19 protein-coding genes and 1 pseudogene are annotated in these 16137 nt (G+C 63.7%); 5 read left to right on the forward strand and 15 right to left on the reverse strand.

Annotated features, from left to right (window positions below; genetic code table 11):
- The 8 genes from ACP7E3_RS14910 to ACP7E3_RS14945 all read right to left on the reverse strand — a co-directional run bounded on the left by ACP7E3_RS14910 (position 1) and on the right by ACP7E3_RS14945 (position 7841).
- The gene (locus ACP7E3_RS14910) at positions 1–2463 is read right to left on the reverse strand and encodes a TonB-dependent siderophore receptor (protein ID WP_426123543.1); all 2463 of its coding nucleotides are present in this window, start codon (positions 2461–2463) and stop codon (positions 1–3) included.
- Between the two features lie 97 nt (positions 2464–2560).
- On the reverse strand, positions 2561–3511 hold the full coding sequence (locus ACP7E3_RS14915; protein WP_261754266.1) for a FecR domain-containing protein: 951 nt from the start codon (positions 3509–3511) through the stop codon (positions 2561–2563).
- Positions 3508–4029 (reverse strand): sigma-70 family RNA polymerase sigma factor, encoded by a 522-nt coding sequence (locus tag ACP7E3_RS14920; protein ID WP_046488431.1) that lies wholly within the window; start codon positions 4027–4029, stop codon positions 3508–3510. Before ACP7E3_RS14920 ends, ACP7E3_RS14915 begins: the two co-directional genes overlap by 4 nt.
- A 209-nt stretch (positions 4030–4238) precedes the next feature.
- On the reverse strand, positions 4239–4664 hold the full coding sequence (locus tag ACP7E3_RS14925; protein ID WP_046383802.1) for a GNAT family N-acetyltransferase: 426 nt from the start codon (positions 4662–4664) through the stop codon (positions 4239–4241).
- Between the two features lie 74 nt (positions 4665–4738).
- Complete coding sequence (locus ACP7E3_RS14930) at positions 4739–4978, reverse strand: hypothetical protein (protein WP_046383801.1); 240 nt, start codon at positions 4976–4978, stop codon at positions 4739–4741.
- A 70-nt stretch (positions 4979–5048) separates the two neighbouring features.
- The gene (locus ACP7E3_RS14935; RefSeq protein ID WP_046383800.1) at positions 5049–5540 is read right to left on the reverse strand and encodes a GNAT family N-acetyltransferase; all 492 of its coding nucleotides are present in this window, start codon (positions 5538–5540) and stop codon (positions 5049–5051) included.
- 303 nt (positions 5541–5843) lie between these two features.
- Positions 5844–6137 carry a hypothetical protein gene (locus ACP7E3_RS14940; protein WP_046383799.1) on the reverse strand — a complete coding sequence of 98 codons (294 nt, stop codon included), beginning with the start codon at positions 6135–6137 and terminating at the stop codon, positions 5844–5846.
- 288 nt (positions 6138–6425) lie between these two features.
- Positions 6426–7841 carry a purine-cytosine permease family protein gene (locus ACP7E3_RS14945; RefSeq protein WP_046488423.1) on the reverse strand — a complete coding sequence of 472 codons (1416 nt, stop codon included), beginning with the start codon at positions 7839–7841 and terminating at the stop codon, positions 6426–6428.
- Between the two features lie 216 nt (positions 7842–8057).
- Here ACP7E3_RS14945 and ACP7E3_RS14950 point away from each other — a divergent pair, with 216 nt between their 5' ends.
- On the forward strand, positions 8058–8969 hold the full coding sequence (locus tag ACP7E3_RS14950) for a LysR substrate-binding domain-containing protein (RefSeq protein WP_046383797.1): 912 nt from the start codon (positions 8058–8060) through the stop codon (positions 8967–8969).
- Between the two features lie 83 nt (positions 8970–9052).
- Here the strand turns inward: ACP7E3_RS14950 and ACP7E3_RS14955 are convergent, their stop codons facing one another.
- From ACP7E3_RS14955 to ACP7E3_RS14975, 5 genes are all read right to left on the reverse strand, one after another.
- Positions 9053–9445: a hypothetical protein gene (locus ACP7E3_RS14955; protein ID WP_126589010.1), complete on the reverse strand. Its 393-nt coding sequence runs from the start codon at positions 9443–9445 to the stop codon at positions 9053–9055.
- Between the two features lie 133 nt (positions 9446–9578).
- A complete protein-coding gene (argE, locus tag ACP7E3_RS14960) occupies positions 9579–10721 on the reverse strand; it encodes an acetylornithine deacetylase (protein WP_126589009.1) in 1143 nt (380 codons plus the stop codon).
- The gene (locus ACP7E3_RS14965; protein WP_046488416.1) at positions 10718–11395 is read right to left on the reverse strand and encodes a DUF1028 domain-containing protein; all 678 of its coding nucleotides are present in this window, start codon (positions 11393–11395) and stop codon (positions 10718–10720) included. The genes argE and ACP7E3_RS14965 overlap by 4 nt, the downstream gene beginning before the upstream one ends.
- 10 nt (positions 11396–11405) lie before the next feature.
- Complete coding sequence (locus ACP7E3_RS14970; protein WP_046383793.1) at positions 11406–11816, reverse strand: RidA family protein; 411 nt, start codon at positions 11814–11816, stop codon at positions 11406–11408.
- A 22-nt stretch (positions 11817–11838) separates the two neighbouring features.
- On the reverse strand, positions 11839–13170 hold the full coding sequence (locus ACP7E3_RS14975) for a flavin-containing monooxygenase (RefSeq protein WP_411220350.1): 1332 nt from the start codon (positions 13168–13170) through the stop codon (positions 11839–11841).
- An 88-nt stretch (positions 13171–13258) separates the two neighbouring features.
- Between ACP7E3_RS14975 and ACP7E3_RS14980 the strand changes: the two are divergent.
- A pseudogene (locus ACP7E3_RS14980) lies at positions 13259–13498 on the forward strand (GNAT family N-acetyltransferase); the annotation flags it as partial.
- Between the two features lie 18 nt (positions 13499–13516).
- A complete protein-coding gene (locus ACP7E3_RS14985) occupies positions 13517–13846 on the forward strand; it encodes a DHCW motif cupin fold protein (protein ID WP_046383791.1) in 330 nt (109 codons plus the stop codon).
- A gap of 15 nt (positions 13847–13861) precedes the next feature.
- Here ACP7E3_RS14985 and ACP7E3_RS14990 read toward each other — a convergent pair whose 3' ends face one another.
- Both ACP7E3_RS14990 and ACP7E3_RS14995 read right to left on the reverse strand, forming a co-directional pair.
- Positions 13862–14329 (reverse strand): copper chaperone PCu(A)C, encoded by a 468-nt coding sequence (locus ACP7E3_RS14990; RefSeq protein WP_046383790.1) that lies wholly within the window; start codon positions 14327–14329, stop codon positions 13862–13864.
- The gene (locus ACP7E3_RS14995) at positions 14329–14934 is read right to left on the reverse strand and encodes an SCO family protein (RefSeq protein ID WP_046383789.1); all 606 of its coding nucleotides are present in this window, start codon (positions 14932–14934) and stop codon (positions 14329–14331) included. Before ACP7E3_RS14995 ends, ACP7E3_RS14990 begins: the two co-directional genes overlap by 1 nt.
- 181 nt (positions 14935–15115) lie before the next feature.
- On the opposite strand from ACP7E3_RS14995, the gene ACP7E3_RS15000 reads away from it, so the two are divergent.
- The gene (locus ACP7E3_RS15000) at positions 15116–15499 is read left to right on the forward strand and encodes a DUF2946 domain-containing protein (protein ID WP_046383788.1); all 384 of its coding nucleotides are present in this window, start codon (positions 15116–15118) and stop codon (positions 15497–15499) included.
- A 62-nt stretch (positions 15500–15561) separates the two neighbouring features.
- Positions 15562–16107: a putative natural product biosynthesis protein gene (locus tag ACP7E3_RS15005; RefSeq protein ID WP_057004800.1), complete on the forward strand. Its 546-nt coding sequence runs from the start codon at positions 15562–15564 to the stop codon at positions 16105–16107.
- The last annotated feature ends 30 nt before the right edge of the window (positions 16108–16137 follow it).

A 16137-nucleotide genomic window follows, 5' to 3' on the forward strand; every position in this document is an offset into this window, starting at 1 on the left:
CTAGAAGTCCCATTTAGTCGCCAGTTGCAGGCTGCGCGGTTCGCCGTAGAAGCCGGTGCCGAAGTTGCCCAGGCCCGTGTAGTACTTTTTATCGAACAGGTTCTTCACGTTCAGTGTGGTGCTCAGGTGCTCGTTGAAGCGGTAGCGGGCCATCAGGTCGACCAGGTAGTAACTGTCCTGGGTGATGCGCGCGTTCTGGCCGAAGTTGAGCGTGTCGTTCGGGTCGGGTTGGAACACGTTGCCGAAGAACTCGCTCTGCCAATTCACGCCGCCGCCCACGGTGACATGCTCCAGCGCGCCGGGCAGGCGATAGCTACTGAACAGGCGCACCACCTGCTGCGGCGTGGTGGTTTGCAGCACCGAGCTGTACACATAACCGTTGTTGGCATCGCGGGTGTGCTGGTAGGTGTAGCCGGCCGAGATGTTCCAGCCGTCCAGCACTTCACCCGACAGTTGCGCCTCGAAGCCCTTGGTGGTGGCGCCGGCAATCGGGCGGTACACCGAATCGCTCTCGAAGCCCGACACGTACTCGGCGACATTGTCCTGCTCGATGCGGAACGCGGCAAAACTGGCATTCAGGCGGCCGTCGTAGAACGCTGCCTTGAGCCCGGCTTCATAGGTGGCGCCTTCGATCGGGTCGAGCAGTTTGCGGTCGGCGTCCTTGCTGCTTTGCGGTCGGTAGATCTGGGTGTAGCTGGTGTACACCGACCAGGTGTCGTTGAGGTCGTAGACGATCCCGGCATACGGCGTGACCACGCCGCTCTGGCGGTAGGTGGTGCGGTTGTCGGCCTTGGTCGGGTCATAGAAATCGGTGGTGTCGGTGCCGCTGAACGTGCTGACGCGCGTGCCGAGGATCACTGACAAATCGTCCGTGGGTTTCAAGCGCGTGGCCAGGTAGGCGCCGGTCTGGCGTTGCACGATATCGTTCTGGCCGCTGCGCGGGATATCCGGTTTGGCGTACTCGCCGTGCCAGTCGAAAATGCTGCCGCCCACGGCGGGGTAAATCGAACCGTAGACCGGCACGTCCTGCTTCGAGCGGGTGGCCATAAAGCCCATGATCAGCTCGTGCTCGCGGCCAAACAGGTTGAACGGCCCGCTGAGATTGACGTCTAGGGTGTTCTGTAACTGGTCGCCCTTGTACTTGCCCATGAACATGTACATGCCGTCGCCGCTGACCGGGTCCGGGTTGCCGCCGCTGGCGGAGGCGAGCAGGGTGTCGTGCTGACTGCGCTTGCGGTCGAGGCTGACCTTGAACGACCAGTCGTTCGCCAACTGCTGTTGCACCGAGGCGAACAGCGTCTGGTTCTGGAAGTCGCGGCGGCTCCAGTCGGCCGCCGGGTTGAACGAGCGCGAGAAGTGCGTGCGCGAGCCGTCGCTGAAGAACATCGGGAAACCGGTCCAGCTGGCGCCACGGGAGCGGGTGTCTTGCTGGTCGATACCGAAGGTCAGCAGGGTGTCGGGCGTAAGGTCCGCTTCAAGGATGCCGTAGCCGATGTCCTTGGTGTGCTGGTAGTGATCGAGATACGACTGGCGGTCCTGATACACGCCGACAAAGCGTCCGCGCAGATTGCCCGACTCGGTCAAGGGGCCGGAAATATCGCCTTCGGTGCGGTAGTTGTCCCAGGAGCCGAAGGTCTGGGTGACCGAGGCCTTGAATTCCCGCGTGGGCTTTTTGCGGATCAGGTTGACCGTGGCCGACGGGTCGCCGGAACCGCTGAGCAGGCCGGCCGAGCCCTTGATGATTTCCAGGTGGTCGTACACTGCCATGTCGGTGCTGGTGGTGCCGTAGTCGTACACGCCGTCATAGGTGGCGTTGACGCCGTCGTACTGGAAATTGGTGATCGGCAGGCCACGGCTGGAGAACTCCCAGCGTTCGCTGTCGTAGTTCTGCACGCTCACGCCGGGGGCGCGGCGCAGGGTGTCGGCGATGCTGTTGGAGCCCTGGTCGTCCATCTGCTGGCGGGTGATCACCGTGACCGACTGCGGGGTGTCGCGCATCGACAGCGGCAGGCCGGTGGCCGAGGCCATGACACCGGTAGTGTAGGCATGGGTGTCTTCGGTGATAGCGCCCAGGCCCTGGCCGGAAATCGTCGTGGCGCCCAGCTCCAGCGCGCCGCTGTGGGCGGGGATCAGCTCCAGCACGTAACCGTTGTTGCCTTGGGGCAGCGCCTGCAAACCGCTGCCCTGCAACAGGTGCTGCAAACCGCTGGTCGGAGTGTAGCTGCCGTTCAGGCCGGGGCTGGTTTTACCGGCGGCGAGGCTGTTATGGCCGGCGATGAACATTCCGGACTGTTCGGCGAAGCTGTTCAGCACGGCGACCAGGGCGCCGCCCGCGATGCGATAACTGCGCGCGGCTTCCTGGGTCGAGGTCGGCTCGGCGGCGTACAGCGTCGGTGCGCCGAGGCAAAGCAGGGAGGTGGCCAGCGCCAGTGGGCGCAGCGCGAAGCGAGCAGGTTGCGGCATGGAGGTGTCCCTTTGGATCAAGTCGATCGGCGAGTTGAAAGCGTCTGCAGGGTTAACCGAACGAGTGTCGAAAAAGGGAACTGGCGGGTGAGGTTTTTTACTGCGGCCCCACGCTGACCCACCACGGCATCGGCCGCTCGACCCGAATCGGCAGCGCGGCTTGCAGCAGGTGCAGGGCCTGGTCGCTGTCCTTGAGCGGGAACGAACCCATCACCGGCAACTGCGCCACGGCCGGGTCGCAGCCCAGGTGGCCGGGGCTATAGCGGTTGAGTTCGGCGATCAACTCGCCGAGCGGCAGGTTGTCCGCCAGCAGCACGCCACGGCTCCAGGCTTCACGGGCCGGGGAGGCGACGCTGGCGGTGTTGAAGTGGTTGCGGGTAAACGTCAGCTGTTGGCCGGTGTCGACAATCCGTGGGTGCGGGTTGAGCGTACTGACCCGCACCCGGCCCTCGAATACCGTGAGCTGGGTATGTTCATCGCCTTGCACCACGCTGAAGCGCGTGCCCAGCGCCTGCAGCCGGCCTTGTTCGGTGTCCACCAGGAACGGACGGTTGGGGTCCTTGGCGGTGTCGATCAACACTTCGCCAAAGCGCAGGCGCAGCAAGCGTTGCGCGGCATCGAAGCGCACATCCAGCGCGCTCAGTGCGTTCAGCCACACGTGGCTGCCATCGGCCAGCAGCGCGTCGCGGGTCTCGCCGTTGGCAGTCGCATAGTCGGCACTCCAGCCGCTTGCCAGGCGGGGCAGGGGGCTGTGGCGCCAGGTGCCCCAGGCCAGTGTCGAGCCGACACCCAGCACCAGCAGGGTCTTGAGCGTCTGGCGCCGCGAGCTGCGCAAGGCCCGGCTGGCGCCATGGGGTTGCTCCAGCAACGGCGCAAAACGCTGGCTGACGCGCTGCACGTACTGCCAGGCCGCCAGGTGCTCGGGGCTTTGCGCGACCCAGGTTTGCCAGCGCAACTGTTCGAGCGCACCGCCTGGGGCCTGCAGGCGCACGTACCAGTGCGCAGCCTGCTCCAGGCTGGCGTGGCTGAGCTGGCCGGGGCGGCTCATTGCACCAGCATCCCGTCGAGTTCGGCTTCCAGAATCGCGCAGTGCAGCAGGGCCTGGGCCATGTACTTCTTGACCATGCGCTCGCACACGCCAAGCTGTACGGCGATCTGCTTGTAGGGCAGACCGTGCAAGTGCGCGAGTAAAAAGGCCTCGCTGACCTTCTTCGGCAGGCGCGCGAGCATCGTGTCCACTTCGTAGAGGGTTTCGACGATGATCGCCCGTTGCTCCGGCGACGGCTGCCGCGCTTCCGGGCGTTCGGCCAGGGTTTGCAGCCAGGCGCGTTCCAGTTGGCGGCGGCGCCAGTGGTCGATGCACAGGCCACGGGCGATGGTGGCCAGGTACGAGCGTTGGCCGACGTGATCGGTTTCGGCCAACGGGCGGCCGAGGATGCGGATAAACGTGTCGTGGGCCAGGTCGGCGGCATCCCAGCGGTCGTTCAGGCGCCGCCGCAGCAGGCCGAGCAGCCAGCTGTGGTGGGTGCCATAGAGGTGGGTGAAGGAGGTCGACACACTGTCCATCCAGCGCAAAGGCTTTGGCGTAAATAAGAATTGGTCGCGATTAAACCAAAGCGTCGGGTTGTGCGCAAATGATATTGGTTTGCTTTTGGGAGGCCGTATCGATGGATTGAAGAAATCAGCTCGGGCATCAAGAACCTGGATACCCAGGCCATCATCTATTCACTCGTCGGTAGCGGCACGTTGATCTCCAACGAGTGAACGCCTGAATCTCACAGCTGTTTCGACAGAAACACCCGGCTGTTGCCCTCGGGTTCACAGGCGATTTCGCCAAACCGCACCCAGCCGTTCTTCTCATAGAACCCCGGTGCCTGGAAGCTGATGGTGTAGAGCACGGCATTGCGACAGCCGCGGCGTCGGGCTTCGTCTTCGAAGGCGCGCAGCAATCGGCTGCCGATGCCGGAACCGCGCAGGGTCTCGGGCAAGTGGAAGAGGTCGAGGAAGGCCATGCCGAATGCGCTCCGGCCGGTGATGCCGCCGAGCACCTGCTGGGTGTGCGGGTCTTTGACCAGCACGCTCAGCGGGCGCCGGTCATGGTAGCCGGTGGCTTGTTCGTTGAACGCCGCCAGGCCGTTGCCGAGGATGCGTTCGGCGTCGGGGTTGGGCTGGTCGCTGATTTCAATGAGAGGAGGCTGCATCGCGCTGGATTCCTTGTGGCCCGTTGTCCGACAAGCGTCTAGACAGTTCTTTATACGATTGAGTGTGGGCGTGATCAGGGTTTTTCGACCAATAAAGCGCGTACCTCCTCTTCCTGCAACTGCTTTTCCCTGGCTTCCTGGCGCGCCTGCTCCTCGGCGCGTTGCTTGGCCTCCCGGCGGAACTGGTCGACGGATAAGTTTCGGAGGTGCTCGATGTCCTGCGCAGTGGCACCGAATGCAACCGGCACCATGGCCATCAACGGGGCTGCGATCAAAGAGGAGGTCAACAAGCGGCTGATACGTGCCCTGGACATCAAAGCAGTCCGAGTCAATTCGTGGTGCCTTGTTGGGCGCTGTAACAGGGATAAGTTCCCAGGGTGGCTATTAAAAGGCCATTACCATCTCGTGCCACGCCATCCCTCCATGGTCCGACGCCGACGGCTGCACGTAGCGGTAGCCCAGGCGTGTGTACAGCGCCACATGGCGGTCCTTGCACATCAAGTGAATCGTCTGCTTGCCCAGCGCGCGCATGCGCTGCACAAACTCGCGCATCAACGCGGTGGAATAGCCCTTGCCCTGGTGCGCCGGGGCGACCACCACCGACATGATCACCACATTCGGCGCCTCGGCCGCATGGCCGACCAACTCCTTGAACGCCTCATCCGACATCACCACCTTGTGGGCGCAGCCGCTGTTGATGAAGCCCACCACCTCGCCATCTGCCTCCAGGATCAAAAAGCCTTGCGGGTATTGGGCAATGCGCGTGGCGATCTTTTCCAGGGTCGCGGCTTCGTCGCCTTCGTAGGCGCTGGTTTCAATGTCGAAGCAATGGGCGGCGTCGCTGGGGAGGGCGTTGCGAAAGGAGAGGGCGGGCATGCGGTTTCCTCGGGGGGTAAGTGAAAGGCCACATGATAGCGGGGTGTCAATAGCGCCGCCATTGTGGCCTCTGGGTCGACACAGGATGTTCGGCCAGCGAGGTTTAGCGGGGCCAAGTGACGGGGCTTGATGACCGACCCACTTCTGGAGGCCGGTCTCGGTCAACGGTGGGAGCTGTCGAGCCCCAGCGAGGCTGCGATGGCGGCGGGACAAACGCCATCAAATCCACTTCACTCGCCAACTTCCAGTTCACCAGAAACCAGAAAACCCGCCAAAGCGGGTTTCCTCAGCACTTACATCACATCAACTCACCGCAGGCGAATCAAACCCACGCCGCTCCATCACCGTAAACACATCCGCCACATCCTGGACCATGATCCGGGCGGTGTTGGCGACGGTATTGATGTCGTGCTCGGCATAGTCGGACACTTTGGAACAGGCCATCAGGTGCAGGTAGGCGAGCGCGGCATTGAGGCGCTCGCTGGCGCAGGCGTGCAACTCGCTGAGCGGGGCGTCGCTGTCGATCAGCAGGACCGGGTAGTCGGTTGCGGTTTGGGACATGGGGGTGAAGCGGCGGGGCGGATTTTGATTGGTCATGAGGTTCGATTCTATTTGGGTAAAAAGAATCACCACCTTGCTGCTGCGAAACAGATTGGGTGGCAACTGTGCGCGGGTTCGCAGACCAGGAAGAATCACCCCCGGCAGACCCGAAGGTCTCCCACGCACAGCCGCCATAAACGAGGCGCAGACGGACACCGCCTGAGGGTCTGATGACTGTGCAGGTTGATTCTATTGTGTAGGGCTGCGAAACCCTGTCGCCGACCAATGCCAGCGACGGGGCGAACTATAAGGTGCGGTTAATCGAGGCGCAACCGACAGGCTGTTTCAAACTCCACCCACCAGCGTCCCCTCCGCCATCCGCCGCTTATACGCACTGTCCCGACTCGCCAACCAGAAATACAACGGCGACGTCACCACCAACCCCACCACCCACGACAAATCCGCGCCGTTGATGTGCTGCGAAATCGGCCCCACGTACAGCGGTGTGTTCATGAACGGAATCTGCACCGCGATCCCCACCGCATAGGCCAGCAGCGCCTGGGGGTTGTAGCGCCCGTAGATCCCGCCGTCCACGCGGAAGATCGATGCAATGTCGTACTTGCCTTTATGGATCGCGTAGAAGTCGATCAGGTTGATCGCCGTCCACGGCACCAGTACCACCAGCAGCACCAGGACCATGTCGACGAAGTGGCCGATAAAGTCTTTCGAGGCGAATACCGCGGCCACCGAACAGGCCGCGAGTACGATGATCGAGATCACGGCGCGGCTTTTCGCGGTGGGGATCCAGCGGTAGGCGAAGGTCTGCACCAGGGTGATGATCGACAGCACCGCACCGTACAGGTTGAGGGCGTTGTGGCTGATCACGCTGAGCAAGAACAGCACCAGCATCAGCGGGCCGATGGCGCCGGTGGCGAGTTTGACCGCGTCCATGGTGTCCATGCCCACCGGGGTGGCGAGCACCGCGACGGCGCCGAAGATGAACGACAGGCTCGAGCCCAGCGCCGAGCCCAGGTAGGTGGTCCAGAAGGTCGACGCGACGGGTACGTCGGCCGGCAGGTAGCGCGAATAGTCGGAGACGTAGGGCGCGAACGCGATCTGCCACAGCGCCGCCAGGGACACGGTGGCCAGCCAGCCGGAGAGGTTGAAGCTGCCGCGGGTCAGAAAGTCGCTGGTCTGTATATGGCTGAAGATGTAGCCGAAACCCAGCACGATCCCCGCGCCCAGTACCCAGGTGCCGATGCGGTTGAGTACGTGGATGAAACGGTAGCCGATGATGCCGATGATCCCGGAACCGATGGCGCCGATCACGATGCCCACCGGCACGGGCACGCTGTCGACCACGCCGTGCAGGGATTTACCGGCCAGCACGATGTTGGAGGCGAAGAAGCCGATGTACATCACCCCGGCGATCACCACCACCAGCAACGCGCCGAGGGAGCCGAATTGTGCGCGGCTCTGGATCATTTGCGGGATGCCCATCTGCGGGCCCTGGGCCGAGTGCAATGCCATCAGCACGCCGCCGACCAGGTGGCCGACGAGGATGGCGACAATGCCCCAGATCAGGTTGAGGTGGAACAGTTGCACGCCCAGCGCACCCGTGACGATCGGCAACGGCGCGATGTTGCCGCCGAACCACAGGGTGAACAGGTCTCTTACCTTTCCGTGGCGATCTTCCGGGGGCACGTATCCAATCGTGTGTTTTTCGATAAGCGGGGCGCTGGATGTTGCAGTGGTAACCATGACGAGCTCCAAGGCAAGGTGAGTACGTTGACGTACTTCGCTGTGCGCCGCTCAGCGGCGCTTTGTTGTTGGAGCGATCATCTGCAATGGGGGCGGGGAGGTAAATTAGTAAGTTTGTTGCTATAGACCTTAAAAAAAGTATCTCGCGTGGCCACGCGCTCCGGTATGTTGCCCGCTTGTGTCCTGGGGCGAAGTCCCACATTTGCGGAGGGCCCGATGGCTGCCTATAACCTGCGCCAGCTCAGATATTTCGTCACCACGGCCGAGTGCGGCAGCGTCGCCGAGGCGTCGCGCAAGCTGTATATCGCGCAACCGTCGGTGTCCACCGCGATCAAGCAACTGGAAGACAGCTTTGGCGTGCAGTTGTTTATCCGCCATCATGCCCAGGGCGTGTCGCTCACCCCCAGCGGCGCGCGCTTTTATCGCAAGGCGCTGGAGCTGCTGCGGGTGGCCCACGAGTTCGAGCAGAACGCCCTGGCCGACAATGACGTGGTGGCGGGGCAGATCGATATCGGCTGCTTCGAAACCGTCGCGCCGCTGTACTTGCCGCGTTTGATCGCCGGTTTCAAGGCGCGCTGGCCGGGGGTGGAAATCCGCATGCGCGATGGCGAGCAGCAGGAGTTGGTGCAGGCGCTGACGGCCGGCAGTATCGACGTGGCGATGCTGTTCGAGCATGACCTGGGCGCGACCATCGAGACCACGCCGTTGATGCCGCCGCAGCAGCCGTATGCGCTGTTGCCGGCCGATCACCGCTTTGCGCAGCAGGCCAAGGTGTCGCTGGCGGACCTGGTGCTGGAGCCGATGATCCTGCTGGATGTACTGCCGAGCCGCACGTACTTCGTGAGCATCTTTGAAGAGCGCGGCTTGACGCCGAACATCGTGTTCAGCTCGCCGTCGATCGAGATGGTGCGGGGCATGGTGGGGCGCGGGTTTGGCTTTTCGATCCTGGTGACCAGGCCGTTTACCGAGTACACCTATGACGGCCAGAAAGTCGTGTGCCTGCCGCTGGCAGAAACCGTCACCGGCTCGGGCTTGTCGGCCGTGTGGTTGCGCCGCGCACCGTTGACCAAGCCGGTGCAGTTGTTCGTCGATTACTGCCGCGAGGAACTGGCGCGTTTGCTCGCCTGATCGGCGCGCTCAAGCCTGGGCCAACAACGCATCGGCCCGGCTGTCCTGGGTCACGCAGGCGTCAACTCTGATCGGCGCTGGGATTACTCCTCGGGCCCGACATTCCGGATGTTCAGTTGCTTCAACCGTGCGTCGAGTTGTGTGCCGAAGTTGTTGACCGCCTTCAAGTGCCCCGGGCTGTAAGTGTCATCCGGACGGTCCGGGCGGAAGTGGACGGACAGCGGCACCACGTTGCCCGGCGGGTTCAAGTTGTTATCGAGGTAGGGCCTGCCGTGGCTCGGGTTCAGATCCTTGATGCCGTTAGCTTCTGCCACGTCAAAAAAGGCATCTAGCGTGCGGTATGCATCCTCTTCTCTTACGGCCATGCGTATGCTTTCCCTGTCAGGTACACCCGCTTCGGGGCGCTGACGCAACTCTTCAGGCGGCGCAGCGTTGAGCGGGTTGTTCAACGGCGAGTGCGGTGGAATTCCTATCATGGTCAATACTCAAAGGCTGTTGAAGTGAAAACGGCTATTAGCCGTTTTCCTATGTGGGCCGCCTTCAAGTACGGTTCCATCAGCTGCGGGTAGCGATTGATGCAGGGTATGTCGCCGGCACAGCCGAGGGCTGTCAACGCAGCGCGTTCAGCATGCTGTGCAACATCTGATCGCACTGTGCCAACTGCGCCACACTCACAAACTCGTCCGGCTTATGCCCCTGGTCCATGCTGCCGGGCCCGCACACCACCGTGGGAATGCCCACCGCGTCGAACAACCCGCCCTCGGTGCCGAACGCTACCGTGCCGAACGCCCGCGAGCCGCAAAATGCCGCGATCAACTCGGCCGCCTCGCTCTGCTGATCGGTCATCAGCCCCGGATACGCCGACAGCTCGGTAAAGCGAATCGCACTCTGCGCGCTCACCGCCTGCATGCGCGGCAATACCTGCTGCTCGGCGTAGGCGCGCAATTCATCCGCCACCGCTTGGGGGGCCTGGCCCGGCAGCGCGCGGACCTCAAAATCAAACCGGCAGTCGGCGGGCACGATGTTCAACGCCTTGCCCCCGCCAATCACCCCGGTTTGCACCGTACTGAACGGCGGATCAAAGCGCGCATCCTGCTTATCGCGCAGCCGTTGGCCGATGCGTCCCAGTTCGCCGATCAATTCGGCGGCATGCTCGATCGCATTCACGCCATGGGGCGCATACGCCGAATGACAGGCCGCGCCATGCACATCGCAGCGCATCGCCAGCTTGCCTTTATGGCCGAGCACCGGTTTGAGTTCGGTCGGTTCACCGATGATGCACAGCATCGGCTTCACCGGCCGTTGTGCCAGCACGCTGAGCAACGAGCGCACGCCCAGGCAACCGACTTCTTCGTCGTAGGAGAGGGCGATATGCACCGGCCGGCGCAGCGTCGCCGCGACCAGCGCTGGCACCAGGGCCAGCACACAGGCGATGTAGCCCTTCATGTCCGCAGTGCCCCGGCCGAACAGCCGGCCGTCGCGTTCGGTCAGTTCAAACGGCGGCACGCTCCACGGCTGCCCATCCACCGGCACGACATCGGTATGCCCGGACAGCACAATCCCGGGCACCTCCACCGGGCCGATGCTGGCAAACAGGTTGGCCTTGGTGCGGGCCTCGTTGTAGATCAGTTCGCTGGCCACGCCGTGACTCGCCAGGTAATCGCGCACAAAGGCGATCAACTGCAGGTTGGACTCGCGGCTGGTGGTATCGAACCCCACCAGCGTCTGCAGCAATGCGCGGCTGCGGCTCATCGCTCGTCCCCGGCGACGCCATAGCCGGGCGCGTGGTCGGGGGCCAGGGCGCGGTCGATGTAGGCCTGCACTTGTGGGCGATAGGCATCCCACAGCGTGTGCAGTTGGCCGATCGGGTTGGCGTCGGCCCAATCCACCCGCAGGTCGATGATCGGCCAGGTCAGCTCGCCCACCACCTGCAACGCGGCCGAATGCACCGGGCCGGCTTCGCCACCGGCGGCGATGGCGGCATGCATCGCGGCCAAGAGTCGCTCGGCCAGTTGGCCTTCGCCTTGCTCGAAGGCCTGGACCATCGCCTCGATCACTGCGCGGTCGGCGAGCATATTGCCGGCCGCGACGCACTGTTCGCCCGACACCGCGTGGTGCTTGCCGAGGGTTTGGCTGCCGCTGAAATGCACGCTGCGGCCCAGGTGATCGATCGCGGTCAGTTGGCGGTATTGGCTGTAGCCGTTGCGGGTCAGCGCCTGGTCGATTGCGGCGGCGGGGGCCAGGCCTTGTTGCAGCAGGTCGAGCACGTCCGGGCCGAGGGCCGGCAGCGTGATGTTCTGGGTCGCGACTGCACCGACACCCGGCCGCAGCCAGGGGCAGCGTGCGCCGACGGCGATGCTCGAAGAGCTGATGGCGATGCCCAGTTGGCCGGTGTCGGCGCAACGGCCGACGATTGAAAAGGTCATGTACGGCTCCTTACTCGGGAATCACGGCGATCACATCGATTTCCATCAGCCACTGCGGCTGGCCCAGGGCCGATACCACCAGCCCGGTGGAAATCGGGAACACGCCCTTGAGCCATTTGCCGACTTCCTGGTACACCGGCTCGCGGTAGCGCGGGTCGATCAGGTAGGTGGTGGTCTTGACGATATGGCTGAGGTCGCTGCCGGCTTCTTCCAGCAGTTGCTTGACGTTGCGCATGGCCTGCTCGGCCTGGGCACGCGGGTCGCCGAGGCCCACCAGGTTGCCGTCGAAATCGCTGCCGACCTGGCCGCGCACATACACGGTGTTGCCGGCGCGCACGGCCTGGCACAGGTCATTGTCCAGGCTCTGGTTGGGGTAGGTTTGTTTGGTGTTGAACATGCGGATGCGCGTGTGGGTAGGCATCAAAAAACTCCGGGAAAGATGATCAGGCGCTGACAGGGGACGGGCGCACGAGCGGGGCCGCGACGCGATATTCGAGGTACTGACGCTGGGTGGCGATATGGTCGGCGAGGTATTTGGCGTCATGCCACACGCCCCAGATAAACGACGAGCCACGGCGCGACTGCCAGGGCAAACCGAGGAAGTAGATGCCGGCCTCGCTGGACACGCCGCGCTGGTGCTGCGGCTTGCCGGCGGCGTCGAACGCATCGACCTTCAGCCAGCCGTAATCCACGGCAAAGCCGGTGGCCCAGATGATCGAGGTGATGCCGGCGCGGGCCAGGTCCAGTTGCAGGATCGGCTGTTTCACGCACTCGGCATCGGCGAAGATGCGCCGGGCTTCGGGCTCCACGGGCAGGTCGAGGCCGTTGCGTTCGATATACGCATCCGCCGCGTCCAGCAGGGCCAGGTAGTTTTCGTCGCCGCGTGCGAGGTTCTCCAGCAGGGTGGGTTGGAAGGTGGCCACGCCGCCATGGAAAGACTCGGTGGGCCCGACCAGGGTCATGCCGCGCAGGGCCAACTCGCGGAAGTCGATGGTCTTGCCGCCGTGGGCGCCGCTCACGGCAATGGTCACGTGTTCGCGGCCGGGCTTGATCGCGGCCTGGTCCCATTCGCCCAGCACACCGAGCCACCAGCAGAAATCACGCTGGCGATAGGCGCGCGGCGGGCGGTCGTGGGCGCCGACCGACAAGTAAACCTGACGGCCGCTGCGCTGCAGTTCATCGGCGATCTGCACCCCCGACGAGCCGGCGCCCACCACCAGCACCGCGCCTTGGGGCAGTTGGCCGGGGTTGCGATAGTCGGCGGAATGGATCTGATGCAGCGCTGTATCTGTCGGCGCGATCGCCGGGATCACCGGCGTCTGGAACGGCCCGGTCGCCGCCACCACGCGGTTGGCTTCGATCACGCCGTCGCTGGTGTGTACGGTAAAACCGGGGCGGCCGACATTGCGCAGCACCGAGGTGACTTCCACGCCGGTGCGGATCGGCGCATTGAACTGGCGTGCATAGGCTTCGAAGTAATCCGCCACGCGCTCTTTCGGCGCGAAGGCATCCGGGGCGAGCCCTTCGAAGGCGAGGCCGGGAAAGCGGTCGTGCCAGGCCGGCCCGTTGGCCACCAACGAATCCCAGCGGCCGCTGCGCCAGCGCTCGGCGATCCGGCTGCGTTCCAGCACCAGGTGCGGCACGCCGTGCTTGCTCAAATGCTCGCTCATGGCCACGCCGGCCTGGCCGGCGCCTACCACCAGGGTGTCTGTTTGGGTGATTGCTTGCGTCATGTGTCTGTCCTTGCGTAATGCAGTTGGATTCAGCTTGGGCATGACTTCAAGGTAGGGGGCGGGCGGTTTTTAATAAAATATTATTAAGCTGGGAAGTGAGCATAAATATCGGATGCAAAGGGCCTCGGCAGGCGATGGCAAGGCGATGCTGGATCACCTCGAAGCGCTGGCGAGGACGCTCAGGATCGAGGAGTTGGTGCTGGATGCGAGGTTGAATGCGGCCACCCGTTACCGGCGGTGCGGGTAGGTGGGGCACGATGAGGCGATTCACCACTCGCCGTCGGGGTTGCAGTGGGCGTGTATCCCAAAAAAGCCGGCGATCTGTGTCTGTCGCGCAGCACTCCAGGTGGTTAGGGTCGGTTCACGTTAACTGACGACCGAGCCCACCATGGAACTCACTGCTGTCCCGTTTGGCATCACCGACTGGTCCACCCTCGAACCCGAGCTTCATCCAGGCATCACCGGCAGTGCCTGGTGGCGCACTGGCCACTTCGGCACCACCCGTGTACGCATGGTCGAATACACCCCCGGCTACCTGGCCGATCACTGGTGCTGGCGTGGGCATGTGCTGCTGTGCCTCGAAGGCGAGCTGCACACGGAACTGGAAGATGGCCGCCAATTCACGCTGACGGCCGGGATGAGTTATCAGGTGGGAAACAACATGGAAGGGCATCGCTCCTCGACGCGGGTTGGCGCCAAGCTGTTCATCGTGGATTGAACCGGCGCCAGCCCATCAATGCATCTTGCCAGGGGCCATGCCATCCAACCCACGGGCAGCGGCCTTGACCTCGACGGTCTGCCGCTCGCCCTTGGCGTTTTCCACGGTCAAGGTCAGCGGCACCTGGTCGCCTTCCTTGATCTGCCCGGTCAGGCCCATCAGCATCACGTGATAACCGTCCGGGTCGAGCTTGACCGGGGTGCCTGCGGGCAGGGTGATCGAGTCCACCGGGCCCATTCGCATCACGTCGTCCTTCATGCTCATTTCATGGATCTGCACGTCCTTGGCCACCGGCGAGGCGACGCGCAGCAGTTTGCTGTCGCTGTCGGCCGTCACGGTCATGAACGCGCCACTGGATGGCTGGCCCGGCACCGTGGCGCGCACCCACGCGTCGCTGACCTGGACCTGGGCGCTGGCGTGCGCGGCGAGGCCCAGCAGGGACAGGCCGATCAGGGTGCGCTTGAGGTGTTGAACGGCAGTCATTAGCAGACCTCCATGACGGTGAGCAGGTCTTCTGCACACTCTTTAGCGTTAAGGGATGCCGACAGGCCCAGGCGCAGGTTGCCGCGGGTGTCGAACACGAAACTGGTGGCGGTGTGGGACAGGGTGTAGGTGTCGCCGGCGGGGACCTTTTCATAAAAGATCCCGAATTCCTTGGCGGCCACGGCGATCTCTTCCGGGGTGCCGTACAGCGCTTCGAAGCTGGGGTCGAAGGCCTTGACGTAGCGGTCGAGGATCTCTGGCGTGTCGCGCTCGGGGTCGAGGGTGATAAAGATCACCTGCATGATCTCGCCGTCGCGGCCCATCAGTTTCTTGGCCTGGGCGGCGCGGGCGAGGGTGGTCGGGCACACGGCCGGGCACTGGGTGAAGCCGAAAAACACCACCGGCATCAGGCCACGGTACGAACTCAAGGTGACGGTTTCACCCTGGGTATTCTTGAGCTTGAAGGTGCGGCCCATGATCTTGTCGCTCAAGTCCTTGCCGTACTTGAAATTCAACTTGGGGCTGTTGTCACAACCGGCCAGCAGGCCCAGACCCAACAGGCCCATGCCGGTCAGGACCTTGCGGCGGGTGAATAACGTACTCATCAACTGTGCATCCTGTGAAGCGCCTGCCTTGCTCTGGATCTATACGCCAGGCGTTGAAAAGGAGTAAACGCGGAGGGCGCCAAGTCTACCAACCCTGGCCGATGCGCGTAATCTGCGACGTTCTGCCACAGGGGCGCGCCGCGCTTCATCCCTGCGGGGCTTCGATGGTAGAGTCGCCGCCATGAAACTGCGCCGCTCGGACCGTTCGCTGATCGCCTGGACCCTGTACTTCTGTGTCCTGCTGAACCTGTTCGTGTGCGGTTTGGGCCATGGCCAGATGCTCGGCCAGCAGCTCAATGGTGTCGGTGGCGCGTTCTGTTCGGTGGACAGCGACCAGGCGCCACTTTCCGACAAAGGGTTGGCTAGCCCGGCTTCCAGCGATATCTCGAACTACTTTGCCTGCCCGCTGTGCGCTGCCGCGAGCGTGGCCATCGTGTTCCTGATCGGCCTGGCCTGGCTGCTGGGCCTCGGCCAGACCCCACGACCGGCCCATGAACGGCGCAACAAGGCGCCGCCGCGTTATTCCTGGCCCTCGGCCAACCCCCGCGCATCCCCCGCATTCTGACGTGTGCCTTGGGCTTCCTGTGATCAGGAGGCGTTTTATCGTCACGACTGTGAGTGCGTTTTATGAAGCCTCTATTGCCTGCCGGCGCCAGCCGCCTGGTCAGCAAGGCGGCGCGCCGCCTGCACACGGAGCCGGCGCGGCCGGAATACCCGAGCAATTCGCGTAGTTTCGTGCATCTGGATGCGCGCCTGTTGCCCTATTGGCACACCTTGTTCGACATCTGCCCGGCGCTGCTCAAGCTCGACCCGCCCGAGGGCTTGAACCTGTTTCGCAGTTTCATGACCTGGGCCTACCACAACCAGCTGGCGCAGGACTGGACCTGGCACCTGAACATCGGTCGCTGGCTGCTGGGCTCGCCGTACCGCGCGCAGATCGACGATGAACCGATCGACGCGTTCATGGCCGCGGCGGCGGCGCGGTGGGTCGACACCGATGACAGCCAGGCCCAGGGTGTGGTCCTGGCCTGGCAGGGTTCGGAAGTCTTCGATTGGAAGGGCAGCGCGTTTGCGCTTGATGAACAGCCGCCGTTGCCGCCTCCCGCCTGGGACTTCGCCTGGTGCCCGTTGACCCGGCGTGGCGGTTTCAGCGCTTGGTTGCCGGTGCCGTGAAGTGCCCGCCGCCGGCACCCCGTGAAGGCT

Source organism: Pseudomonas sp. PSPC2-3, from assembly GCF_049898265.1.
Classification (GTDB): domain Bacteria; phylum Pseudomonadota; class Gammaproteobacteria; order Pseudomonadales; family Pseudomonadaceae; genus Aquipseudomonas; species Aquipseudomonas veronii.